Here is a 22,793-nt window from a genome sequence, read left to right as displayed (position 1 = left end):
GGGAGCACGGCTAGCGGCTAGCGGTTGGCGAGGAAGGCCAGCAGGTCCTGACGGGTGATCAGGCCGACGGGCTTGCCGTCGTCGAGGACGACCGCGGCGTCGGCCTTCTCCAGCGCCTCGACGGCGATGGAGACCGGCTCCCCCGCGCCGATCGTCGGCAGCGGCTGCGACATGTGGGCGGCCAGCGGGTCGGTCGGCCGCACCCGGCCCCGGTAGAGGGCGTCGAGCAGGTCGCGCTCCAGGATCGAGCCGACCACCTCGGCGGCCATGACCGGCGGCTCCTCCTTCATCACCGGAAGCTGCGACACGCCGTACTCGCGCATGATCGAGATGGCCGTGTCGACCGACTCGTGCGGGTGGGTGTGCACGAACTCCGGCATGCCGGAGCGCTTCTGGGTCAGCACGTCCTTGACCAGGCCCTCCTCGCTGGAGGTGGTCAGGAAGCCGTAGTCGGCCATCCACTCGTCGTTGAAGATCTTCGACAGGTAGCCCCGGCCGCCGTCGGGCAGCAGCACCACGATCACGTCGTCCGGCCCGGCCCGCTCGGCCACGCGCAGCGCCGCGACCGTCGCCATGCCGCAGGAGCCGCCCACCAGCAGCGCCTCCTCGCGGGCCAGGCGACGGGTCATGTTGAAGGAGTCCCTGTCGGAGATCGCGATGACCTCGTCGCAGATCGTGGTGTCGTAGTTGGCCGGCCAGATGTCCTCGCCGACCCCCTCCACCAGGTACGGGCGCCCGGTGCCCCCGGAGTAGACCGAGCCCTCCGGATCGGCTCCGATGACCTTGACCCGGCCGCCGGATACCTCCTTGAGGTAGCGGCCGGTGCCGCTGATCGTGCCGCCGGTGCCGACACCCGCCACGAAGTGGGTGATCCTGCCCTCGGTCTGCTCCCAGACCTCCGGGCCCGTGGAGTGGTAGTGGCTCTCGGTGTTGTGCGGGTTGGAGTACTGGTCCGGCTTCCAGGCGTTCGGCGTCTCCCTGGCCAGCCGGTCGGAGACGGAGTAGTAGGAGTCGGGGTGATCGGGGGCGACCGCCGTCGGGCAGACCACGACCTCGGCACCGTAGGCGCGCAGAACCGAGATCTTGTCCTGGGCCACCTTGTCCGGCACCACGAACAGGCAACGGTATCCCCGCTGCTGGGCCACGATGGCGAGGCCGATCCCGGTGTTACCCGAGGTGGGCTCCACGATCGTGCCCCCCGGGCGCAGCTCCCCCGAACGCTCGGCGGCGTCGATCATCCGGACCGCGATGCGGTCCTTCACCGATCCCCCCGGGTTGAAGTACTCCACCTTCGCGAGCACCTGGGCGGAGATGCCCTCCGTCACCTTGTGCAGCCGGACGAGAGGGGTGTTGCCCATCAGCTCGACGAGCGAGTCATGTACGCGCACCGGGATATCACCTCGAAATACCAAAGCTTGGTCGGCTTGTTGTTGTGGTCGCCGTGATCCCATGGGGGTGGCGGGGACTCGGCTGTGTTGCCAAGGGCAACGCTACCGCCCTGTACGGAGGGAGCGACGCCACGTGATCTGGACACCGGGAGTGGCGAGGACCGCCCGCCGCATCGCCGCGGCGGCCGCGCTGGGCGGAGGGGGCCTCACCGCGCTCGGCGCGGCGACCTACGGCCTGCTGCTGGCCGAGGCACTGGTGGCCCGCCGCGCCGTCGGCCGCCCGCACGGCATGGAGGGACCGCCGTCGGACGGCGTGTACGGGGCGTTCGGCGGCGAGCCGCTCAGGATGGCCATGCTCGGCGATTCCATCTCCGTCGGCCTGGGCACCTCCGACCCGGCGGAGACGCCCGCCGTGCTGATCGCCCACGGGCTGTCCGTGATCGCCGAGCGGCCGGTGCGGCTGACCGTGGCGGGCAGGTCGGGAGCGACCTCCGCGGAGCTGGGCGAGCAGGTGGACACGGCGCTGAGGGCCCGTCCCGATATCGCGGTCATCTTCGTCGGGGCCAACGACGTCACCTCGCAGAGCAGGCCCGCCCACGCCGTACGGCATCTGCAGAAGGCGGTCAGGCGGCTGCGGGAGGCGGGGGCGGAGGTGGTCGTGGGCACCTGCCCCGACCTCGGCACGGTCCGGCCGATCGCGCAGCCGCTCCGCTGGGTGACACGGCGGTGGAGCCGCCAGCTGGCCGCCGCGCAGACCGTCGCCGTGGTCGAGGCGGGCGGGCGGACGGTGGCCTTCGCGGACCTGCTGGGGCAGGAGTTCGACACCAACCCCGCGGAGATGTTCGGCCTTGATCGTTATCACCCATCTGCTCAAGGTTATCTCCAGATTGCTTACGCGGTGCTACCTTCCGTATGCAGTGCGTTGGAACTCTGGCCCGAGCCCCGGGCCCGGCGCGCTGAGTCGATCTACCTCGCGGCGGCCAAGGCCGCGGAGGAGCCCGGCGCCGAGGTCTCCGCGACCCGTGTCGCCGGACGAGCGACCGGACCTCACGGACGGTGGGTGACCATGCTCGGCCGCAGGCCGGGGATGCGGCCCAACGACGCCTGAACACGGTCACCCTCCGCTGCGAAGCCGTAACGCCTCGCCCGCATTGGAGTGGAATACCCGTGATCCGGCCCCTCGCGAAACCGGCCCTGGTGCTCGCCGGAGCTCTGGCCCTGGGCGGCTGCTCCGGCACAGAAGCGGCCACCCCGGACCATCCCACCTGGCACAACACCGAGATGAACGCGGTCAGCCGCACCACCACCGCCGGTGGCGTCGCCACGACGACCTCCATGAAGCCCGACGGCACGCTGGAGACGGTGGCCCTCGACCTGGCCACCGGCAGGAGGCTGTGGGCCCATCCCTCGACCATGGCGGGCCGCCTGCCGGGGATGGGGGTGCCCGCCCCCGCGATCGTCGAGACCTCCGCGGGACAGGCCGTCGCGGTGACGATCGACCCCGCCAGGCGGGGCCGCTGGAAGGCCACGCTCGTCGGCCTCGACGGCAGGACCGGGACGCGTAAGTGGAGCCGCCCGGTGCACTCCACCTTCGGCCCGCAGCGGTGCGGGGCGTTCGTGTGCGTGCCCGAGAACACCGCGCTCGCGAGCGCCCGCGTCGTCGTCCTCGATCCGATGACCGGCAAGGTCATGTGGAAGATCCCCGGCATCGCCGAGGCCGAGTGGTCCGACGCCTCGCGCGTGGTGTTCCTCCGCCTGGCCCGCCACCCCGTCCTGGAGGCGCGCGACCTGAAGACGGGCAAGGCCGTCTGGCGGGTTCCCGTCGAGCAGCCCCTCGGCGCCGGGGTGGACCTGTCGGGAGGCTGGTCCTTCGGCGCGACCGCGGGGAACCTCGTCGGATACGTCGCCCCCTACACCAATCCGAAGACGAGCAAGGTCTCCGCCTTCGGCCTGTTCTCCGTCAAGCTCGCCGACGGCACGGTCAACTGGATGCGCCCGTCGGTGGTCCGCGTCTACCCCAGTGGCAGCCCCGGCTTCGCGCCGGTGGTCCGCCCGGTCGACCAGGAGGGCCGCTACGGCGGGTTCGCCCGGCTGGAGGCCGACAGCGGCCGGGTCCTCGGCCAGATCTCCGCCGAGCAGGTTCCCGAGTCGGGCTGGTGGCTGGCCTTCCCGACCCGGATGGAGAAGGTCGGCTTCCTGCGGCACGGCAAGCCGGGCAACGTCTTCGACCTGCCCACCGGCCGCAACGCCGACGTCAAGGACGAGCGGGCCTGGTCCTTCTGCGTGACCGATCCCAAGCCGCTCGCGCTCAAGGGCCAGAACTCCGGCTTCTACTCGGTGGCCTCGCTGTGCCAGTTCAGGCTCGCCGACGGCACGCGGGTGTCCGGCGCGGGCGCCCCGCCCCTGTGGTTCACCGGCAGCCAGAACGGCTGGCGGATGTGGCGTGACGAGAAGGGCGGCCTCCACGGGATCAAGGACGGCGACGGCACCTCCCCCGGCATGTACGGCTGATTCGTGGCCGAGCCCCCTCCCGCCGGGCGGGAGGGGGCCTTGTGCTTCCCGTACAAAGTTCTGTTACACCGCCCCCGGGGCGTGGCTTCGGGCATACCGCGCGGTACGCTCCGCTGGAGGAGCAGACACGAACCCAGGAGAGCCACATGCCCGAGGCAGTCATCGTCGCGACCGCGCGCTCGCCCATCGGACGCGCCTTCAAGGGGTCCCTCAAGGACATCCGCCCCGACGACCTGACCGTACAGATCATCCAGGCCGCGCTTGCCAAGGTCCCCCAGCTCGACCCGACCACGATCGACGACCTCATGCTGGGCTGCGGCCTGCCGGGCGGCGAGCAGGGCTTCAACATGGGCCGGGTGGTCGCCACCCTGCTCGGCCTGGACGGCGTGCCGGGCACCACCGTGACCCGCTACTGCTCGTCCTCGCTGCAGACCACCCGGATGGCCCTGCACGCGATCAGGGCCGGCGAGGGCGACGTGTTCGTCTCCGCGGGCGTGGAGTGCGTCTCCCGCTTCGCCAAGGGCAGTTCCGACTCGCTGCCCGACACGATGAACCCGCTGTTCGGCGACGCCCACGCCCGCTCGCTCAGTGCCGCCGAGGGCGGCAAGGGAGTCTGGCACGACCCGCGCGAGGACGGCCAGGTGCCCGACGTCTACGTGGCGATGGGCCAGACGGCGGAGAACCTCGCCGGGCTGAAGGGCGTCTCCCGGCAGGAGCAGGACGAGTTCGGCGTCCGCTCCCAGAACCTGGCGGAGAAGGCCCTCGCCAACGGCTTCTGGGAGAGGGACATCACCCCGGTGACCCTGCCCGACGGGACCGTGGTGAGCAAGGACGACGGCCCCCGCGCGGGGACCACCTACGAGGCGGTCTCCCAGCTCAAGCCGGTATTCCGGCCGGACGGCACGGTCACCGCGGGCAACTGCTGCCCGCTGAACGACGGCGCCGCCGCCGTGATCGTGATGAGCGACACCAGAGCCGCCGAGCTCGGCATCACCCCGCTCGCCCGGATCGTCTCCACCGGGGTGACCGGCCTGTCCCCCGAGATCATGGGCCTGGGCCCGGTCGAGGCCTCGAAGCAGGCCCTGGCCAGGGCGGGCATGGCCATCGGCGACGTGGACCTCGTCGAGATCAACGAGGCGTTCGCCGCCCAGGTCATCCCGTCCTACCAGGACCTCGGGATCGACATCGACCGGCTCAACGTCAACGGCGGCGCCATCGCGGTCGGCCACCCCTTCGGGATGACCGGTGCCCGCATCACCTCCACGCTGATCAACAGCCTCGCCTTCCACGACAGGTCGATCGGCCTGGAGACCATGTGCGTCGGTGGCGGCCAGGGCATGGCGATGGTCCTGGAACGCCTCAGCTGAGACGGCTGGACCCGGCCGGGCGATCGGAGACCCCGATGCCCGGCCGCGGTGTCTCCGCGCCGGGGACGGCCGGTCAGCCGTGCACGTCGGGGCCGGCGCGGGTGATCGCGATCTTCAGGATCACCCGCCGGTCCCGCTCCATGGCGGCCCGGTAGTCGTCCCAGTCGGGGTGCTCGCCGGAGATGTCACGGTAGTAGCCGACCAGGAGATCCATCGCCTCGGGCAGGGAAACGATCTCCGCCACGCCGTCGATCTGGATCCACTCGCCGAAGAATTCGTCGGTCGTCACGCAGAGCGACACCTGCGGGTTCCTGCGGAGGTTGCGCACCTTCGCCGCGGTCTCCCGGGTGCTGACGATCGCGTTCCCCTCCGCGTCGAGCCCCACGGTGACCGGGGAGAGTTGCGGGCGCCCGTCGGCGTGCGAGGTCAGCATGACCGCGCGGTGGTTGGCGCGGATGAACCCGCGCGCCTTGTCATGATCCATGCGCTCATCATCGCGCACATCAAAGCCCGCACCACCGGAAGTGGCGCGGGCTTCACGGCGATAGGCGACTTACAGGTAACGGGTACGGCGATGCCGCTCGTGCTCGTGCACAATGGCGGCGGCGTAGCCGTGGGTCAGCCCGTGCTCATCGGCGAGCCAGGTGGCTCGCTCATCGCAGCGAAGGAACGACGGGCCGTTGTCGATTGCTTGGAACCACTCTGGGAGTGCGCGTCCCGTGATGTCCGGGACCCTTGCGATCAGCTTGCTCTGCGTCTCCAGTGAGTGGTTCAACGACATGGGCACCTCCACGGATAGGCTCCTTTGCTCGACAGTGCATCACGAAAGCCCAGATAGCAAGCCCCGAGATGCTCTCTTCCGTCGCGGTTCGTCTATCCCCCGTTGCCTTCCGTTCACTCACGTGTCCGCCAAGAAAAACGGAAGGCCCCGCCGGAACGTGTTCGGCGGGGCCTCCCTGCGCTGTTCGTCAGTCGCTACTCGAGAAGTAGCTCAGCAGGCGCAGGATCTCCAGGTAGATCCAGACCAGGGTGACGGTCAGGCCGAAGGCCATCAGCCAGGAGTACTTCTCCGGGGCACCGTTCTTCACCCCGCGCTCGACCTCGTCGAAGTCGAGGAGCAGGAAGAAGCAGCCGATGAGGATCGTGGCGATGCTGAACACGTAGGCCAGCGGGCCGCCCGACCGGATGCCGATGCCGTCCTCGATGAAGAAACCGGCGACCAGGTTGATGAGCATGAGGCCCATCAGGCCCAGCCCCGCGGCCACGACGAACTTGGTGAACTTCGGCGTCACGCGGATGATGCGCAGCGAGTAGACGGTGAGCATGGCGGCGAACGCCAGGGCCGTACCGACCACCGCCTGGAAGACGATGCCGCTGTACAGATCGTTGTAGACGTGGCTGATCACGCCGACGGCGACGCCGTAGGCGACCGAGTAGCCGAGGATCAGCACGGGGTTGGTGCTGGACTTGAACGAGATGACCAGGGCGAGGATCAGGCCGACGATGACACCGGCGATCGCCGCGACCATGCCGAGATTGAGCACCCAGGCGACCGCCGCCGAGACGACGAGCGTGCCAAGTGTGATGAAACCACGCACGACCACGTCGTCGATCGTCATCGTCCGCTGTGCGGGCGGCGCGTATGACGGCGTGTTGTACATGCCCTGAAGCTGCTCAGGGGTGGGGGTCGGCGCGCCCCAGCCTTGCTGCTGGCCCTTGGCCTGCCGACTGAATACGGGGTTCTTGCTCTCCATCGCTGCCTCCACGCTGCGACCTACGCGATCAGCGTATTAGATCGGTTGTCACACGGCCGTATCGTGCCGATATCTATGTTGTCCAAGTGACCGTACGGCTACCGCCGATGTTGTCAACGAACGGGTAGCACGTCCGGTTCCCGAGCCTCACATCTGTTTCGCCGATCGCTCGTCGAAAAGCCGCTGCGACGCCTCGACCTCGTCGAGATTGCGGCGCGCCCACTCGCAGATGCCGGTCACGGCCACCGACAGGTCCCGCCCCATCCGGGTGAGCACGTATTCCACCGTGGGCGGCGAGGTCGGATAGACGTTGCGCTCGACGATGCCGTCGCGCTCCAGTGCCCTGAGCGTCCGGGTGAGCATGCGCTGGTTGATCCCCTCGATCCGCGTCTTGAGCCGGGAGAACCGCTGGGCCCCGTGCCCCAGCGCCGCGATCACCAGCAGGGACCACTTGTCCCCGATGTGACCGATCACCTGGCGGGCGATCCCGTTGGCCCGGAGCATGGGCTCCAGGTTCGCCTCGTCCCTCATGGTTACTATTTTATACCTGGGACCCTTCCGAATCCCAGGCCGTGCGGCACATCGAACCGTGATCACATCCGCGCCTATCACCGGCCGATCGTCGGACGGGCGACGCGGTGCCCGCCCAGGGACGCGCGCCCTTTCACGGGAGGCGGGTCGCCCCCTACCCCTCTCGCCGTTCGTCGCCGGCCGGGCGGGTCCCCTCAACTCCGGCGAGCCTTCTCAGCGCGTCGAAAGCGCGTTCCGAGGTGGCGTCCGGGTCGGGCTGGCCGACGACGAGCTGCTGGCCCGCGAGACCGCCGACGCGGAACACCTCATAGTTGAGAGTCATCTCCCCGATCTCGCCGTGGCGATACGGAACGGACCTGTACGTCCTGCTACGGACGTCGTAGCGGGCCCACAGCCGCCGGAAGGCCTCGCTCCCCCGTGAGAGATCCTTGACCAGTTCCAGCACGAACGGGTCCGCGTGGCCCGTTCCCCCGATGGCGCGGAGATGGGCCACCAGGTCACGGGCCTGCTGTTCCCAGTTCAGGTAGAACTCGCGTGCGACGGGGTTGAGGAAGGCCAGCCGCAGCGCGTTGTCGCAGCCGCCCACTCCTCGGTAAAGGGCGGTGGCCAGTGGATTCCGGGCGATGAGGTCGAGCCGGCGGTTCAGCACGAACGTGACCGCGTGATCACACCCCTCCACGAACCGCCGCACCGCCGGACGCAACCGGTCGGTACCGCCGACCGGCTCGTGGTCGGGGCCCCTGCGGTGCGCGAGATCGTGAAGGTGTTCGGCCGCCTCGGGGCCGAGCTGGAAGACCCGTGCCAGGGCCTCGAGCACCCGGACCGACGGATTGCGCTCCCGCCCCTGTTCCAGCCGGATGTAGTAGTCGGTACTCACGTCGGCCAGCATCGCGACCTCGTCCCGGCGCAGTCCGGGTGTCCGGCGACGGGTCCACGGCAGCCCCACCTGGTCGACGGTCGTGACCTCGCGTCGAGCACGGAGAAACTCCCCGAGGGGATTTTTACCGTCCATATTTCCAATTTACGGTCAGACTGGCCAGGAGGTGAAGCGCGGTGGGTGTCCGGCCCCCGCCGATGCGCCCGCCGCCGAGACCGCCGAGCGGGCGGGCCACGGCGGCGCCGTACCCCGCCCGCCCACATCCCTCCACGCGAAGGGCGCCGAGATGCGGGGCTCCGCGCCCGGCGGCGAATCCCGAACGCGCCCGGGAAAACTGATCACATTTGGGTAACCGCAAAAGTTTCGCGGACGCATTTGGGATGGACGGCCGTGGCCGTTCGGCACCGGTCATGGACGTCCGGATAAACGAGGAAAGGCCCACGACCCAGTTTTCACTGGTCATGGGCCTTGTCCGGCAGATCGTCATGAGTGCCCCCGGAGGGACTCGAACCCTCACTCGAACCCTTTTAAGGGGTTTGCCTCTGCCATTGGGCTACGGGGGCGCCGTAATCATACGTAACGGACCACTCATGCGTAACTGCTCAAGGCAACCGTCGCATCACTTTCATTGGAAACCCACGGATCGCCTCGGCTTCGGAGGGGCCCGGTCAAGGAATAGCACACCGCGGGGAACGGCGAACCCGGAGGTGGGCCTCGTCGCCCACCTCCGGGTTCGGGAGTCGGTTCCGCCCTCCGGGGCGGGGGTTCAGTTCGTCGCCGCGGCGCGGAACTCCGTGCGCGGCTCCTCGATCTCCCCCAGGGAGACGGTCTCGCGCTTGAAAAAGAGCGCCAGGGTCCAGTCGGCCGTCACGCGGACCTTGCGGTTGACGGTGGGCACCCGCGACAGGTGGTAGGTGCGGTGCATGAACCACGCGGCGAGCCCGCGGAGCTTGATCCCGTAGACGTTGGCGACGCCCTTGTGCAGGCCCAGACCGGCGACGGAGCCGACGTACCTGTGCCGGTAGTCGGCGAGCTCCCGCCCGCGCAGGCTCCGGGTGATGTTGTCCGCCAGGACCTTGGCCTGCCGCACGGCGTGCTGCGCGTTGGGCGCGCAGTACTGGCCGGGGTTGGTCAGGTCGGGCACCCCCGCCACGTCTCCGGCCGAGTAGGCGTCCTCGACGCCGACCACGGTCAGGCGGGAGGTCGTCTTGATCCGGCCGCGCTCGTCGAGCGGCAGGTCCCCGGCGTTGACCACCGGGCTGGGCTTCACCCCCGCGGTCCACACGATGGTGGCGGCCTCGAACTCCTCTCCGTCGGAGAGCTTGACCAGGCCGCCCTCGCAGGACTCGAGGCGGGTGTTCATCTTGACCTCGATGCCGCGCTCGCGCAGCTGCTCGGCGGTCCACGCGCCCATCTCGGGGCCGACCTCGGGAAGGATGCGGTCGGTGGCCTCGACGAGGATCCAGCGCATGTCCTCGCGGGAGATGTTCCGGTAGTAGCGGGTGGCGTCGACCGCCATGTCCTCCAGCTCGGCGAGCGCCTCGACGCCCGCGAAACCCCCGCCGATCACGACGAAGGTCAGGGCACGCCTGCGCAGGGCCTCGTTCTCGTCGCTCTCGGCCCGGTCGAGGAGCTCGAGCACCCGGTTGCGCAGCGCGATCGCCTCGCCGACCGTCTTGAAACCGATCGCGGCGTCGGCCAGGCCGGGGATGGGAAGCGTACGGGAGATCGATCCGGCGGCCATGACCACGATGTCGTAGTCGATCTCGTGCGGCGTGCCGACGTTGGGGGCGAAGGTGACGGTCTTGGCCGCGTGGTTGACCTTGGAGACCTTGCCGTTGAGGATCGTCGCCTTCGAGAGCACGCGGCGGAGCGGGACGACCACGTGCCGGGGCGAGAGGTTCCCCGCGGCGGCCTCGGGGAGGAAGGGCTGGTAGGTCATGTGGGATTCGGGGGTCAGGACGGTGATGCGCACGCTTCCTTCGCGGAGTTCCTTGCGGAGGGTGTGCTGCAGGCGCAGCACGGTGTAGAGGCCGACGTAGCCTCCACCGACGACCACGATGTGCTTGGAGTTGCGGTTCACTTCGACGCCATCCTTAAGTTTCATAGCTTGTGAAACCTTTCACAAGCATACGCTCGGGCCTCCGATCGCGCCAGCCGCCCATGTGGCAACCTGACCAGAATTTCCGCTACCGGCTAGAAACACCTGCTCTTCTCGACAGAATTCCCGCCGATCTTCTCTTTGTGATCGAGTTCACAAGCCGCGAAGCGCGTTCGCCCTGGTGAAGAGGTCGTCGAGCATCCGCGCGGTCACCCGGCCGGTGAAGGTGTTCTGCTGGCTGGGGTGATAGCAGCCGAGAAGATGCGCGGAACTTCCCCGGGGAGAGGTGATCTCCACCTCGGCGCCGTGCCCGAAGGGCGGTCTCGGCCGCGGCAGGGCGTACCCGGCGTCCTTCAGCGCGGGCCAGATCGCCTGCCAGGCGAAACCTCCCAGCGCGACGACCACCCGTACGTCAGCCGAGACCAGGGCGACCTCGCGGGACAGCCAGGGGAAGCAGGCGGACCGCTCGGCGGGCTCGGGCTTGTTGGCGGGGGGAGCGCACCGGACCGCCGCCACCATCCGCGCGCCGACGAGCCGCTGGCCGTCCCCCGCGCGAAGGCTGGTCTCCTGTACGGCCAGGCCCGTCCGGTACAGCGAGGCGAACAGCCAGTCGCCGCTGCGGTCGCCGGTGAAGATCCTCCCGGTCCTGTTGCCGCCGTGCGCCGCCGGCGCCAGCCCGACGATGAGGATCTCGGGCCTCTCGTCGCCCCACCCGGCGATGGGCCGGCCCCAGTAGGTCTCCTCGGCGAACGCCCGCCGCCTGACCGTCGCCACCTCCTCACGCCACTCCACCAGGCGCGGGCAGGCCCGGCAGACCGACTGCGCGGCCGTGAGCTCCGCGAGGGTACGGCTCTCCCCCGCGAGTTTCCGCACCTCTGCGGGGTCGTGCGCGACCGGGGTGTCGGGACGGGCGGGATCGTCGGGCCAGCCGGATCCGGGAGGAACGTGGGTCATCCTTCGATGGTGCCCGACGCGGGAGACCACGAGGTCCACACCCCGCCACCCGCGCCGCACGGCCTCCGGAACCCGGGCTCCGGAAGACGGGCGCGGAAACGCGAGAGGCGGCGCCCGCTGGATGCGGGCGCCGCCTCTCGTCTCACTCGGGACGCGGCCCGGCGTCAGCCGCCGGGCGCGCTACCTCGACCTACCGTGCCGTCAGGCGGTGGTGGTCGGGGTGGGGGTGGGAGTGGGGGGAACCGGGCTGGGGGTCGGCGTGGGGGTCGGAGCGACCTTGCAGACGACCTTGGCCACCACGGTGCCGGTGGTCGGGCCACCGGCGATGTCGATCGCGCGCTTGGACTCACCGGACGCCGAGGCGCTCCAGGTGTCGGTCACGACCTGGCGGTGCGAGCCGTAACCACTGAAGTGGGCGTACTGCCAGTCGCCCGCCACACCGTCACGGATCCAGCGGTACTTCACGGTGGTGCGACCACTCGCGCTGATCGTGCCGATGAACGTACGGCTCGTCGGGCAGGTGCCCTCGTAGGCGGCCGGAGCGTCGACGGAGGCCCAGACCTTCGGCGACGTGTCCTTGCACCAGATCTTGAAGTAGGCGCGGTTGGAGGAGGCCTCCACCGGGCCGACGATCTGCAGCGAGGCCCAGCCCCTGAAGTCGTCACGGGGCCTGATCACGTGGAAGACCTTGCGCGAGCCGTCGACGCGGACGGAGTCACGGTCGACGACGCGGCCGTTGACGACCCAGCGGTAGTGCACCCAGCGGACGCCGGAGGCGTGGATGCGACCGACCAGGACGGCCTTGCAGTTGCCCTCGTCGACCCACACGTGGGCGCCGACGCGGGGGTTGATGATCTCGTGCTTGTCCTCGTCAGAGCCACAGGCGACCGAGAAGTAGCCCTTCGAGGAGGTCACACCGCGCGGGGCCAGGACCTGGATGGCCTGCCAGCCCTTGACGTTGCCCTTGAAGGTGGCCTTCTCCTTGACGATGAAGCTCTTGACGCCCTTGCCGCGGAAGGTGAAGGACTTCACCTTGCCCTTGGAGCCGTCTCCACGCAGCCACCGGTAGGCGACCGTGGTCTTGCTCTTGACGGCCTTCACCTTGATCTTCGAGGAGAAGGTCACGTTGACGGGGCACTCACCCGCGTACTTCGCGGGGGAGGCCTTGGGGGTGCCGGCAGAGACGGCGGGCCTCGGCTTGGCGGCGGCCGAGGCCACCTTCCCCGCCTGGCTCGATCCACTGGCCGCCGCCGCGGGCGTGGCCAGCATGCCTACTGCCATGGTTGCCAGCATGGCCGCGCTGGCTCCTGCTGCGGCTAGCTTGCTTGCTAGTCCGGACTTCATGAGGGGATGCTCCGTTCGTTGGGAGGCAAGATCGCTCAGGAGACGGTTGCCGCCCCGACAACAGCTGTGCCGGGCCCCACGGCAAAGCCTCACTAAAGCTTCTTTACCTAACCATAAACGGGAAGCTTTCCTCAATACTCCCTAAACAGGTGAATTGTCTAGGTGTTGTTATGAATCGGCGAGCGACCACGCGATGCCGTCGAGGATGTCGTGCTCACTGGCGACGACATCGCCGAAGCCGTACCGGGTCACTATCCGGTCCAGGATGAGCGCGCCCGCCCCGATCACGTCGACCCTTCCGGGATGCATGAGGGGAATCGCCGCCCGGCGTTCAACGGTCATTCCAAGCAACCGCTCGGCGATGTCATGCACGTGACCTGCGGAAATTCGCGAATGGTGAATTTTCCCCGGATCGTATTCCGGCAGGTCGAGCGCTATTCCGGCGACGGTGGTGACGGATCCGGCGAGCCCGACCATCGTCAGCGCCCGCTCCACGGGCACCTCGGCCGCGACCCGGTCGAGCGCGTCGTCGATGTCGGCGGTCATCGCCTCGATCGCCTCCGCCGACGGAGGGTCACCCGCGTCGCGCAGGTGGCGCTCGGTCAGCCGGACGCACCCGATGTCGACCGATAGCGCGGCCTCCACGTGCGTCGAACCCAGCACGAACTCGGTCGAGCCGCCGCCGATGTCGACCACGAGATACGGCGGGCGGGTGCCGTCGGGGGCGGGCATGCCCGTCTCGTACGAGAACCGCACCAGGTCGCGGGTGGCCCCGGCGAACGACAGCTCCGCCTCCTCCGCGCCGGTGATCACCTCGGGCTCGACCCCGAAGATGTCGCGTACGCCGTCGACGAAGTCCTGCCGGTTGGCGGCGTCCCTCGTCGCGCTGGTGGCGACCACGCGGACCGCGGAGGCCCCGTGCCGGTCGATGAGACCGGCGTAGCCGCGCATCGCGGCGAACGTGCGCTCCAGGGCCTCGGGCGCGAGCCTGCCGGTCTCGTCGACCCCCTGGCCCAACCGGACGATCTCCATCCGGCGTTCCAGGTCGATCAGCCTGCCCCTGCCGATGTCGGTGACGAGCAGGCGGACGGAGTTGGTGCCACAGTCGATCGCGGCGACGCGGATCACTCGGTCTCCTTCGTGGTCGGTGCCGCGGCTCGGGCACACGGTGTTACGTCCCGGGCGACGCACGGCCCGGCGGACCACCAGTCGCCGAGCGCGTCGAGGGCCTCGCGGCCGAAGGGGTTGCTCCCCGGAACCGCCAGCTCGTGCCCGACCAGGGCGTGCAGGCACTTCACCCGGGTGGGCATGCCCCCGGTGCTCTGCATGTCACGGGGCAGCGGCTCCAGGCCGTCCTCGGCGGCCGCCCTGTCGCGGCGCGCCACGTAGTCGTCGTGGGCGGCCCGGTACGCCTCGGCCAGCTCCGGATCGTCGGCAAGCCTGGCCTGCATGTCCCGCATCAGCCCCGAGGTCTCCAGCGTGCCGATGGCCGAGGCGGCCCGGGGGCAGGTCAGGTAGAACAGGGTCGGGAAGGGCGATCCGTCGGGCAGTCTCGGGGCGGTCTCGACGACGTCGGGAAGCCCGCACGGGCAGCGGTGCGCCACCTCGCGCAGTCCTCGTGGCGCCCGGCCGAGCTGTCGCTCCACCGCCGCCACGTCGCGATCATCAACCATTCGTGACACCCCCTGAAAGACGACACCCAGGGTATCGGCGTCATCCGGCGGCCTTGGCCGCCTTCTGCCCCCTGCCGCTGTCGGCGGCCTTGACCGAGTCCCACAGCGTCTCGTACCACGGTGGCCTGGCGACGGCCTTCCGCTCGCCGGCCGTGCCCTTACCCGGCGAGGGAGAGCCTCCCATGACGACGTAGCACTTCTGCCCGGGGTCGCAGTAGAAAAGGCGCTCCCTGCCCTGCCGCTTGATGAAGCCGGGGTCGAGAAGCTGCTTGGCGCGGTCGTCCAGGGCTTTGATCGCGGCGATCTCCCTGGCCTTCTCCTGCTCCAGCTGGGCGATCTGGCGGCGCTGGGCGACGTACTCCCTGATGGGGTAGGCGAGGCTCATCGCGATCGCGCACACCACGATCGCGAGCACCGCGGCCCGTCCCGTCAGCTGCGGCCGTGTCGCCATGCGCCCTCCTCCGTCTCCACGCTCTCGTGGCGTCGGCCACCGTGCCCCGCACGGTGGACGCGACACCGGCGGGGACCGATCTCCCCGCGTCGATCCGGTATCGATCTTCTGTGCCGGCCTCTCCGCGCCGGTCCCCTCGTCGGGATCGGGGCGGGGGATCGGCACTCGCGCACGGTGCGGCCGGCGGTGCGGCTCGCGCCCGAGCGGGCGCGAGCCGCCAGACGAAACTACCGCCGGAAGCGCGGGAAGGCGGCGCGACCCGCGTAACGGGCCGCGTCGTCCAGAAGCTCCTCGATGCGGAGCAACTGGTTGTACTTGGCCACCCGGTCGGAGCGGGCCGGGGCGCCGGTCTTGATCTGGCCGCAGTTGGTGGCCACGGCGAGGTCGGCGATCGTGGTGTCCTCGGTCTCGCCGGAACGGTGGCTCATCATGCAGCGGTACCCGCTGCGGTGGGCCAGGTCCACGGCGTCGAGGGTCTCGGTCAGGGTGCCGATCTGGTTGACCTTGACCAGCAGCGCGTTGGCGGTGCCCTCGGCGATGCCGCGGCCCAGGCGCTCCGGGTTCGTCACGAACAGGTCGTCGCCGACCAGCTGGACCTTGTCGCCCAGGGCGCGGGTGATGGCGTTCCAGCCCTCCCAGTCGCTCTCGTCCAGCGGGTCCTCGATGGAGACCAGCGGGTAGTTCGCGACCAGGTCCTCGTAGAAGGCGATCAGCTCGGCGGCGGACAGGCCCTTGCCGTCGATGGTGTAGACACCGTCGGAGTGGAACTCGGAGGCGGCCACGTCGAGGGCGAGCCCGATGTCCTCTCCCGCGACGTACCCGGCCTTCTCGATGGCGACCAGGATCAGGTCGAGCGCGTCGCGGTTGGAGGGCAGGCTCGGCGCGAAGCCGCCCTCGTCGCCGAGGCCGGTGGCGTAGCCCTTCTCCTTCAGCACGGACTTGAGGGCGTGGTAGACCTCGGTGCCCATGCGTACGGCCTCGCGGAACGTCTCCGCCCCGATCGGGGCGATCATGAACTCCTGGATGTCGACGTTGCTGTCGGCGTGCGCGCCGCCGTTCAGGATGTTCATCATCGGCACCGGCAGCACGTGCGCGTTCGGCCCGCCGAGGTAGCGGAAGAGCGGCAGCTCGGCGCTCTCCGCGGCGGCCTTGGCCACGGCGAGCGAGACGCCCAGGATCGCGTTGGCGCCCAGGCGGGCCTTGTTGGGGGTGCCGTCCAGGTCGATCATGACCTGGTCGATGCTGCGCTGCTCGGCGGCGTCGAACCCGAGGATCTCGTCGGCGATCTCGTCGGTCACGCCGAGAACGGCCTTCTCGACCCCCTTGCCGCCGTAACGCTCGTCGCCGTCACGCAGCTCGACGGCCTCGAACTGGCCGGTGGACGCGCCGCTGGGAACCGCGGCACGCCCCTGGCTGCCGTCGTCCAGGAGGATGTCGACCTCGACCGTCGGGTTGCCCCGGGAGTCAAGGATCTCTCGGGCGGTGACGCCCTCGATGGAAGCCACGAAGCGCTCCTAAAGTCGCAGGACAGTTTGCCTCAGAAGCCTACCGAGACCTACTTACCGGTACGGCGGCCGGGACGTTTCCGAACGATGATCGCAAAGGGTCCGGAAGGCGTCGCCCGGCGGGGGCGGGGAGACGAGCCGGCCGCGCACCGCTCCAGGACCCGCGGAGCGCCCGGCCTCGCCTCGGGGTCCTCCGGAGCCCCGCGAACCCCCGGAGCGGCCTCAGAGCGGCCTCAGAGCGGCTGGGCGCGGACCTGGTCACGGTAGGCGCGGGCCACCGCGCGCAGCTCGGCCTCCGGGTCGAGCCCGGCCTCCCCCGCCTGCCGTACGAGCTCGAAGAGCCTGGCCCCCAGCCCGTCGGCGGGAACCCCTTCGGGGAGGGTCGCGGGGGCTCCGGCGCGCTCGGCGCGGCGCAGGAGCTGCGCGGCCAGGGAGAGCGCGGGCTGGCCCATCGGGACGCCGTCGACGGCCGAGCCCGGGTCGCCGCCGTTCTTGGCCGCCCGCTCGGCGGCCTTGATGGTCTCCCAGTTGGCGCTGACCTCGCCCGCCCCCTCCACCCGGGTGTCGGCGAAGACGTGCGGGTGGCGGCGGACGAGCTTGGCGACGATCCCCTCGGCCACGTCGTCGACGTCGAACCCGTCGGGCCGATCGCTCGCGACCCGCGCGTGGAAGGCCACCTGCAGCAGCAGGTCGCCCAGCTCCTCGCGCAGCGCGGTGTGGTCGCCCTCCTCGATGGTCTCCAGCACCTCGTAGGCCTCCTCGATGAGGTACGGGGCGAGGGACTCGTGGGTCTGGCGGGCGTCCCAGGGGCACTCGACCCGGAGGCGGTCCATCACCGAGACCAGGTCGAGCAGCCGCGCGCCCGGCAGGTCGTACGAGCCCGGCACGACCTCGATCACCGGCGGGTCGTCGAGCGCCACGGCGGCGTAGCCGATGGAGCGCATCAGCGCCTCGTCGGCCTCCAGCCACACGACGGTCGCCGCCCCGGCCTCGCGGACCAGCGCGGCCGGGTCGGGGACGACCACCTCGACGTCGACCCCGGCCTCCGCCAGGTAGGGCAGGTGCGGGTGGTCCGCGGACCCGGTGCGCACCGGGCCCTCCTCGAGGACCCGCCACGCGCGGCGGCTGAGCAGCCCCGGGGCGACCCGGGGCGAGGTGGTGACGACGATCAGCGGCATGCCCGGAGGCTACTGCTGCGGCGGCGCGGGCGGCGCGTCGGCGGGGCCGGGAGCGGCGGGGGCGCCGAAACGGCCGGCGTCGACGAAGACGCTCGGCTGCTGCTCGCTCCGCTGCTGGTTCGGCGTGCCGTACCGGGGGTTCCAGGTGATCGGCACGGCCTGCAGGTCCTTGATCGCCTGCTCCTGGCCGCGCTGCAGGGCGGCCTCGTCCGTGCCGCCGCCGTACTGGGTGATCAGCTTGCGGAACAGGAGCTGCGCCCGGATGAAGGGACGCATCTGCGAGGGGGCCACGGCGTTCTGGAGCAGCTGCTGTTCCAGCTTCTGCTGGCCGCCCTGGCCGGCGACCAGCTGGTCGATCTCGCCCTCGGTGACCGTCATGCCCTTTCTCTCCGCGACCTTCGCGAACTGCTTGGCGTTGGCCAGCTGGAAGAGCACGAGCTGCGGGACGCTGTCCTTGAACTGCAGGTCCGCGGGGGTGACCTTGGCCTTGGCCAGCGCCGCCTCGTACTCGCGCACGTTTCTGTCCAGCTCACCGGAGCTGATGCGCTCCCCGCCCACGACGGCGGCGGCGCCGGCCTGGTTCGGAGAGCAGGCGGTCAGCGCGACACCGGCGGCGGCGACCGCCAGGATGACGCGAATTCGAGTCGACTTCACATGCGTTCCCTTCACGACAAACGCCGCTTACTCTACCCGCACCGCTTCGAGGAACATCGCCTCGACGAGATCACCGCACCACTTGAGCAGGTCCAGATCGCGCAGCGGCTGGCCGCCGAGGGGCCTGGTCTTGGGCACCGGCACCAGCAACGTACCGGCCGCCTGCTTCAGCAGCGCCTTCGGGTAGAGCCTTTGCAGCCTGACCTGCTGGGAGTCCTTCAGGTCCACCGGCGCGAACTTGATGTTCTGCCCCTGCAGGGTGACGTCGGTGAGCCCGGCGCGGCGGGCGCGGATGCGGAAGCGGGCGACCTCCAGCAGGTTCTCCACCTGCTGGGGCGGCCGTCCGTACCGGTCGACGAGCTCGTCGCGCACCGCACTGATGTCGGCGTCGGAGCCGATCGCGGCGATCCGCTTGTACGCCTCCAGCCGCAGCCGCTCGGAGGTGACGTAGTCGTGCGGGATGTGGGCGTTGATCGGCAGCTCGACCTTGACGTCGGGCCGCTCGTCCTCCTGGTAGGTGCCCGCCAGCTTGGCCTTCTGCTCCTGCACGGCCTCGGCCATCATCCGGACGTACAGGTCGAAGCCGACGCCCGCGATGAAGCCCGACTGCTCGGCGCCCAGGATGTTGCCCGCGCCGCGGATCTCCAGGTCCTTCATCGCGACGTACATGCCCGCGCCCATCTCGGTGTGCTGGGAGATGGTGGCCAGGCGCTCGTGGGCGGTCTCGGTGAGCGGCTTCTCCGGCGGGTACAGGAAGTAGGCGTAGCCGCGCTCGCGGCCCCGGCCGACCCGGCCGCGCAGCTGGTGGAGCTGCGACAGGCCGTAGTTGTCGGCCCGGTCGACGATCAGGGTGTTGGCGTTGGGCACGTCCAGTCCGGACTCGACGATCGTGGTACAGACGAGCACGTCGAAGTCGCGCTCCCAGAAGCCCACCATGATCTTCTCCAGCTGGTGCTCCTGCATCTGGCCGTGCGCGACGGCGATCCTGGCCTCGGGCACGAGCTCGCGCAGCATGGCCGAGACCTTGTTGATGCTGGCCACCCGGTTGTGGACGAAGAAGACCTGGCCGTCGCGCATCAGCTCGCGCCGGATCGCGGCGCCGATCTGCTTCTCGTCGTACGGGCCGACGAAGGTGAGGATCGGGTGCCGCTCCTCGGGCGGGGTGAGGATCGTGGACATCTCCCTGATGCCCGTGAGGCCCATCTCCAGCGTGCGGGGGATCGGGGTGGCCGACATGGCCAGCACGTCGACCTGGGTGCGCAGGTGCTTCATGGCCTCCTTGTGCTCGACGCCGAACCGCTGCTCCTCGTCGATGATGATCAGGCCGAGTTGCTTGAACCTGACCTCGGGCGAGAACAGCCGGTGCGTGCCGATCACGATGTCGACCGAGCCCTCGCGCAGACCCTCCATGGTCGCCTTGACCTCGCCGTCGCTCTGGAACCGCGACAGCGGCCTGACGTTCAGCGGGAACCCGGAGAACCGCTCGGCGAAGGTCGACATGTGCTGCTGCACCAGCAGCGTGGTTGGCACCAGGACGGCCACCTGCTTGCCGTCCTGCACCGCCTTGAACGCCGCCCGCACCGCGATCTCCGTCTTGCCGTAGCCCACGTCGCCGCAGATCAGCCGGTCCATCGGGATCGGGCGCTCCATGTCGCGCTTGACCTCGTCGATGGCCTCCAGCTGGTCGCCCGTCTCGGCGTACGGGAAGGCGTCCTCCATCTCCCGCTGCCAGGGGCTGTCGGGCGCGAAGGCGTGTCCCGGCGAGGCCATCCGGGCGGAGTACAGGCGGATCAGCTCTCCGGCGATCTCCTTGACAGCCTTCTTGGCCTTGGTCTTGGCCTTGGCCCAGTCGGCGCCGCCCATCCGGTTGAGGGTGGGCGACTCGCCGCCGACGTAGCGGGTGACCTCGTCGAGCTGGTCGGTCGGCACGTAGAGCCGGTCGCCCTTGGCGTACTCGATCACCAGGTACTCGCGGGTGGCGCCCTGCACGGTCCGCTGCACCATCTCGACGTAGCGGCCCACGCCGTGCTGCTCGTGCACGACGTGGTCGCCGACCTTGAGCTGCAGCGGGTCGACCATGTTGCGGCGCCGGGAGGGCAGCCGCCGCATGTCCTTGGTCGACGCCTTCTGGCCGACCAGGTCGAGGTGGGTCAGCACGGCCAGCGTCGGGGTCACGAACCCGTGCTCGACCAGGCCCGTGGTGACGTGGACGACCTTCCTTTCGGGCACGGTGTCGAGACCCGGCTCCAGGCGCGCGGGCAGGTCGACGCCCTTGAGCAACTCGACCATGCGCTCGGCGGGACCGTGGCCCTCGCTCAGCAGGACGACGACCCGGTCGGAGTCGAGCCAGCCCTTGATGTCGGCCAGCGCCCGCTGGGTGTCACCCCGGTAGGACTCCACCTCGCGCGCCCTCAGCGCCTGCCCGCCGCCCGGGGCGATGTCATCGGTGTCGGCGCCGAACGGCGCGAGCGACCACCAGGGCTGGCCGAGTCCCCGCGCGTGGTCGCGGACCTCCTCCAGATCGCGGAACGCCGCCGCGCCCAGGTCGATCGGCGCCTCGCCGCCGGACGCCGCGTTGATCCACGACGCCTCCAGGAACTCCTGGCTGGTCCGCACCAGCTCGTCGGCGCGCCCCCGGATGCGCTCCGGGTCGCACACGAAGATCGCCGCCTGTCCCGGCAGGTGGTCGACGAGCAGGTCCATCTCCCCGGCGAGCACCGGCGCGAACGCCTCCATGCCCTCCACCGGCACGCCCTCGGCCAGTTGCTCCAGGATCTCGGCCAGCGAGGGGTGCGCCTCGGCGAGCTCCCTCGCCCGTTCCCTGACGTCGGCGGTCAGCAGCAGCTCCCGGCAGGGGGCGGCGAACAGCCCGTCCTCGGCCACCTCCAGCGAACGCTGGTCGGCGACCTTGAACCAGCGGATCTCCTCGACGGTGTCGCCCCAGAACTCCAGCCGCAGCGGGTGCTCCTCCGTGGGCGGGAAGACGTCCAGCAGACCGCCCCTGACCGCGACCTCACCGCGCTTCTCCACCATGTCGACCCGGTGGTAGCCGTTCTCCACGAGGCTGTGGACGACGGTGTCGAGATCGGCGTCGTCCCCGGCGCGCAGCCGCACCGGCCGCAGGTCGCCCAGCCCCTGGACGATCGGCTGGAGCAGCGCCCTGACCGGCGCGACGACCACGTGCAGCGGTCCCGCCGAGTGGTCGCCCTCGACCGGGTGCGCCAGCCTGCGCAGCACCGCCAGCCGCTGCCCCACGGTGTCGCTGCGCGGCGACAGGCGCTCGTGCGGGAGCGTCTCCCAGGCGGGGAAGACCGCGACGGTGCTCTCGTCCAGGAGGCTGGTGAGGGCCGAGGCGAGATCCTCGGCCTCGCGCCCGGTGGCGGTCACCGCGAGAACGGTCCTGGCCGCCCCCTTGGCCCCCTCCCTGGCCAGCGCGGCCACCGCGAAGGGGCGCAGCGCCGGCGGCGCGACCAGCGACACGTCGGACGAGTCGCCCCCGCGCACGTCCTGAAGAAGGGAAGCCAGCTCAGGCTCCCCGGCGACAAGGTCCAGAAGTCCGGAAAGACTCATCAGATTCGCCCACAGCCCCACGACGGCAACACGACAACCCCGGGCCGGGAAGACACGGGGGGTACCTGCTCAAGGCTACTTGCCCGGGCACCCGCTCTCGCAAAGAGTGGTAAATGCGCGACGAATCGTGCTGAGTTGACTACTCTCGGTTACATGTCAGAGGTGAGGTCGGTCGTCGCTCGCGACGACTTGTTGAGTCAGCGGATCAGGGAGCAGTGGAGCAGCCAGCTCGGCCGGCGGCTCGACATCCTGATCGCCGGGTGCGGATGGCCGGAACCGCTCGATCTGGCGCAGACGGAGTCCAGGGTCATCGGGATCGACGAGGACCTGCCCGTGTTGCGCAGGAGCACGTCCGCCCGCAAGGACCTGGACTCCTGGGCGCTGGGCGACCTGCGCTCGGTGCCGGTGCCCCCGCGGGCGTTCGACATCGTCTACGTGTCGTTCCTGCTGGAGCGGATCGAGCACTCCGAGCTGGTGCTCGACCGGTTGCTGACCGGTCTGCGCCCCGGCGGGCTGCTGCTCGTCAGGATGCGCGACCGGGCCTCGGCGTACGGGGCGTGCGACCGGCTGGCGCCGGCGAGGCTGCGGCGGGCGGTGTGGCGCAGGTTCGCCCCCGCCGGGACCGTGGGCCCGCTGCCCGCCGTCTACGAGCAGATCGCCTCGCGCGAGGGGATGCACTCCTTCTGCCTGGTGCGCGGGCTGATGGTGACCGAGGACATCTCCGCCAGCAGCGGGTCCGCGCTCCACGGGCCTCTCGGTAAGCTTGCCCGCGCCGCCTGCTCGGTGGTGGAGGCCCTCTCCAGGGGAAGCCGGCCCGCGTCTCACGACGAGATAACCATGGTGATCCGCAAGCCCCAGAGCCATTTCGCCCGGTTGATCTGAGATCCACCGGGCCGGGGCGCCCGGGATTCACCGGACCGGTGAATCCCAGGCTC

The 22,793-nt window shown here is 70.1% G+C and carries 20 protein-coding genes and 1 tRNA gene; 4 read left to right on the top strand and 17 right to left on the bottom strand.

The annotated features are described in order from the left end of the window. Nucleotides 1–17: 17 nt before the first annotated feature. Complete coding sequence (locus ACVCAG_RS40365; RefSeq protein ID WP_440068241.1) at nt 18–1,388, bottom strand: cystathionine beta-synthase; 1,371 nt, start codon at nt 1,386–1,388, stop codon at nt 18–20. 133 nt (nt 1,389–1,521) lie between these two features. Here ACVCAG_RS40365 and ACVCAG_RS40360 point away from each other — a divergent pair, with 133 nt between their 5' ends. The 3 genes from ACVCAG_RS40360 (at nt 1,522) to ACVCAG_RS40350 (ending at nt 5,266) form a co-directional block, all read left to right on the top strand. Further along, the gene (locus tag ACVCAG_RS40360; RefSeq protein ID WP_440088236.1) at nt 1,522–2,496 is read left to right on the top strand and encodes a GDSL-type esterase/lipase family protein; all 975 of its coding nucleotides are present in this window, start codon (nt 1,522–1,524) and stop codon (nt 2,494–2,496) included. A gap of 59 nt (nt 2,497–2,555) precedes the next feature. Continuing rightward, nucleotides 2,556–3,899, top strand: a complete 1,344-nt coding sequence (locus tag ACVCAG_RS40355) for an outer membrane protein assembly factor BamB family protein (RefSeq protein ID WP_440088238.1) — start codon at nt 2,556–2,558, stop codon at nt 3,897–3,899. A 146-nt stretch (nt 3,900–4,045) separates the two neighbouring features. Next, nucleotides 4,046–5,266, top strand: coding sequence for an acetyl-CoA C-acetyltransferase (locus ACVCAG_RS40350; RefSeq protein WP_440088239.1), 1,221 nt, complete (start codon nt 4,046–4,048; stop codon nt 5,264–5,266). A gap of 73 nt (nt 5,267–5,339) precedes the next feature. Here the strand turns inward: ACVCAG_RS40350 and ACVCAG_RS40345 are convergent, their stop codons facing one another. From ACVCAG_RS40345 to mfd, 16 genes are all read right to left on the bottom strand, one after another. Further along, the gene (locus ACVCAG_RS40345) at nt 5,340–5,750 is read right to left on the bottom strand and encodes a TIGR03618 family F420-dependent PPOX class oxidoreductase (RefSeq protein WP_440068234.1); all 411 of its coding nucleotides are present in this window, start codon (nt 5,748–5,750) and stop codon (nt 5,340–5,342) included. A gap of 69 nt (nt 5,751–5,819) precedes the next feature. Further along, the gene (locus ACVCAG_RS40340; RefSeq protein WP_329093696.1) at nt 5,820–6,047 is read right to left on the bottom strand and encodes a DUF4287 domain-containing protein; all 228 of its coding nucleotides are present in this window, start codon (nt 6,045–6,047) and stop codon (nt 5,820–5,822) included. 187 nt (nt 6,048–6,234) lie between these two features. After that, nucleotides 6,235–7,020 carry a Bax inhibitor-1/YccA family protein gene (locus ACVCAG_RS40335; protein WP_362684943.1) on the bottom strand — a complete coding sequence of 262 codons (786 nt, stop codon included), beginning with the start codon at nt 7,018–7,020 and terminating at the stop codon, nt 6,235–6,237. A gap of 147 nt (nt 7,021–7,167) precedes the next feature. Beyond that, nucleotides 7,168–7,551 carry a winged helix-turn-helix transcriptional regulator gene (locus ACVCAG_RS40330; protein WP_440088241.1) on the bottom strand — a complete coding sequence of 128 codons (384 nt, stop codon included), beginning with the start codon at nt 7,549–7,551 and terminating at the stop codon, nt 7,168–7,170. Between the two features lie 154 nt (nt 7,552–7,705). Beyond that, nucleotides 7,706–8,563, bottom strand: coding sequence for a helix-turn-helix domain-containing protein (locus ACVCAG_RS40325; protein ID WP_447191377.1), 858 nt, complete (start codon nt 8,561–8,563; stop codon nt 7,706–7,708). A 355-nt stretch (nt 8,564–8,918) separates the two neighbouring features. Further along, nucleotides 8,919–8,991 (bottom strand) — tRNA-Leu (locus tag ACVCAG_RS40320). A gap of 203 nt (nt 8,992–9,194) precedes the next feature. Next, nucleotides 9,195–10,535, bottom strand: a complete 1,341-nt coding sequence (locus ACVCAG_RS40315; RefSeq protein WP_440088244.1) for an FAD-dependent oxidoreductase — start codon at nt 10,533–10,535, stop codon at nt 9,195–9,197. Nucleotides 10,536–10,682: 147 nt separating this feature from the next. Next, nucleotides 10,683–11,483, bottom strand: coding sequence for a uracil-DNA glycosylase (locus tag ACVCAG_RS40310; protein WP_447191376.1), 801 nt, complete (start codon nt 11,481–11,483; stop codon nt 10,683–10,685). Nucleotides 11,484–11,684: 201 nt separating this feature from the next. Then, the gene (locus ACVCAG_RS40305) at nt 11,685–12,764 is read right to left on the bottom strand and encodes a hypothetical protein (RefSeq protein ID WP_447191375.1); all 1,080 of its coding nucleotides are present in this window, start codon (nt 12,762–12,764) and stop codon (nt 11,685–11,687) included. Between the two features lie 231 nt (nt 12,765–12,995). Next, on the bottom strand, nt 12,996–13,955 hold the full coding sequence (locus ACVCAG_RS40300) for a Ppx/GppA phosphatase family protein (protein WP_447191374.1): 960 nt from the start codon (nt 13,953–13,955) through the stop codon (nt 12,996–12,998). Then, nucleotides 13,952–14,500, bottom strand: coding sequence for a DUF501 domain-containing protein (locus tag ACVCAG_RS40295; RefSeq protein WP_440088250.1), 549 nt, complete (start codon nt 14,498–14,500; stop codon nt 13,952–13,954). Before ACVCAG_RS40295 ends, ACVCAG_RS40300 begins: the two co-directional genes overlap by 4 nt. Nucleotides 14,501–14,540: 40 nt before the next feature. Then, nucleotides 14,541–14,951, bottom strand: a complete 411-nt coding sequence (locus ACVCAG_RS40290) for an FtsB family cell division protein (protein ID WP_362684919.1) — start codon at nt 14,949–14,951, stop codon at nt 14,541–14,543. Between the two features lie 227 nt (nt 14,952–15,178). Then, nucleotides 15,179–16,456, bottom strand: coding sequence for a phosphopyruvate hydratase (eno, locus tag ACVCAG_RS40285; protein WP_350971782.1), 1,278 nt, complete (start codon nt 16,454–16,456; stop codon nt 15,179–15,181). Between the two features lie 233 nt (nt 16,457–16,689). Continuing rightward, entirely contained in the window at nt 16,690–17,634 is a 945-nt protein-coding gene (locus ACVCAG_RS40280; RefSeq protein WP_440088251.1) for a MazG family protein, read from the bottom strand. A gap of 9 nt (nt 17,635–17,643) precedes the next feature. Next, nucleotides 17,644–18,288, bottom strand: a complete 645-nt coding sequence (locus ACVCAG_RS40275) for a SurA N-terminal domain-containing protein (protein ID WP_440088252.1) — start codon at nt 18,286–18,288, stop codon at nt 17,644–17,646. A gap of 27 nt (nt 18,289–18,315) precedes the next feature. After that, nucleotides 18,316–21,858 (bottom strand): transcription-repair coupling factor, encoded by a 3,543-nt coding sequence (gene mfd, locus ACVCAG_RS40270; RefSeq protein WP_440088254.1) that lies wholly within the window; start codon nt 21,856–21,858, stop codon nt 18,316–18,318. A gap of 153 nt (nt 21,859–22,011) precedes the next feature. Between mfd and ACVCAG_RS40265 the strand changes: the two genes are divergently transcribed. Further along, nucleotides 22,012–22,740 (top strand): methyltransferase domain-containing protein, encoded by a 729-nt coding sequence (locus ACVCAG_RS40265; protein ID WP_440088256.1) that lies wholly within the window; start codon nt 22,012–22,014, stop codon nt 22,738–22,740. The last annotated feature ends 53 nt before the right edge of the window (nt 22,741–22,793 follow it).

It is taken from the genome of Streptosporangium sp. G12, from assembly GCF_052983175.1.
Note: the sequence above shows the minus strand (reverse complement) of the source record. Positions and strands in the feature narration are given on the sequence as shown.

Excerpts from the sequence above, each read along its gene's own strand:
- ACVCAG_RS40350 (WP_440088239.1), top strand. The coding sequence starts at position 4,046 with ATGCCCGAGGCAGTCATCGTCGCGACCGCGCGCTCGCCCATCGGACGC.
- ACVCAG_RS40345 (WP_440068234.1), bottom strand. The coding sequence starts at position 5,750 with ATGGATCATGACAAGGCGCGCGGGTTCATCCGCGCCAACCACCGCGCG.
- ACVCAG_RS40340 (WP_329093696.1), bottom strand. The coding sequence starts at position 6,047 with ATGTCGTTGAACCACTCACTGGAGACGCAGAGCAAGCTGATCGCAAGG.
- ACVCAG_RS40335 (WP_362684943.1), bottom strand. The coding sequence starts at position 7,020 with ATGGAGAGCAAGAACCCCGTATTCAGTCGGCAGGCCAAGGGCCAGCAG.
- ACVCAG_RS40330 (WP_440088241.1), bottom strand. The coding sequence starts at position 7,551 with ATGAGGGACGAGGCGAACCTGGAGCCCATGCTCCGGGCCAACGGGATC.
- ACVCAG_RS40325 (WP_447191377.1), bottom strand. The coding sequence starts at position 8,563 with ATGGACGGTAAAAATCCCCTCGGGGAGTTTCTCCGTGCTCGACGCGAG.
- ACVCAG_RS40315 (WP_440088244.1), bottom strand. The coding sequence starts at position 10,535 with ATGAAACTTAAGGATGGCGTCGAAGTGAACCGCAACTCCAAGCACATC.
- ACVCAG_RS40310 (WP_447191376.1), bottom strand. The coding sequence starts at position 11,483 with ATGACCCACGTTCCTCCCGGATCCGGCTGGCCCGACGATCCCGCCCGT.
- ACVCAG_RS40305 (WP_447191375.1), bottom strand. The coding sequence starts at position 12,764 with ATGGCAGTAGGCATGCTGGCCACGCCCGCGGCGGCGGCCAGTGGATCG.
- ACVCAG_RS40295 (WP_440088250.1), bottom strand. The coding sequence starts at position 14,500 with ATGGTTGATGATCGCGACGTGGCGGCGGTGGAGCGACAGCTCGGCCGG.
- ACVCAG_RS40290 (WP_362684919.1), bottom strand. The coding sequence starts at position 14,951 with ATGGCGACACGGCCGCAGCTGACGGGACGGGCCGCGGTGCTCGCGATC.
- ACVCAG_RS40280 (WP_440088251.1), bottom strand. The coding sequence starts at position 17,634 with ATGCCGCTGATCGTCGTCACCACCTCGCCCCGGGTCGCCCCGGGGCTG.
- mfd (WP_440088254.1), bottom strand. The coding sequence starts at position 21,858 with ATGAGTCTTTCCGGACTTCTGGACCTTGTCGCCGGGGAGCCTGAGCTG.
- ACVCAG_RS40265 (WP_440088256.1), top strand. The coding sequence starts at position 22,012 with ATGTCAGAGGTGAGGTCGGTCGTCGCTCGCGACGACTTGTTGAGTCAG.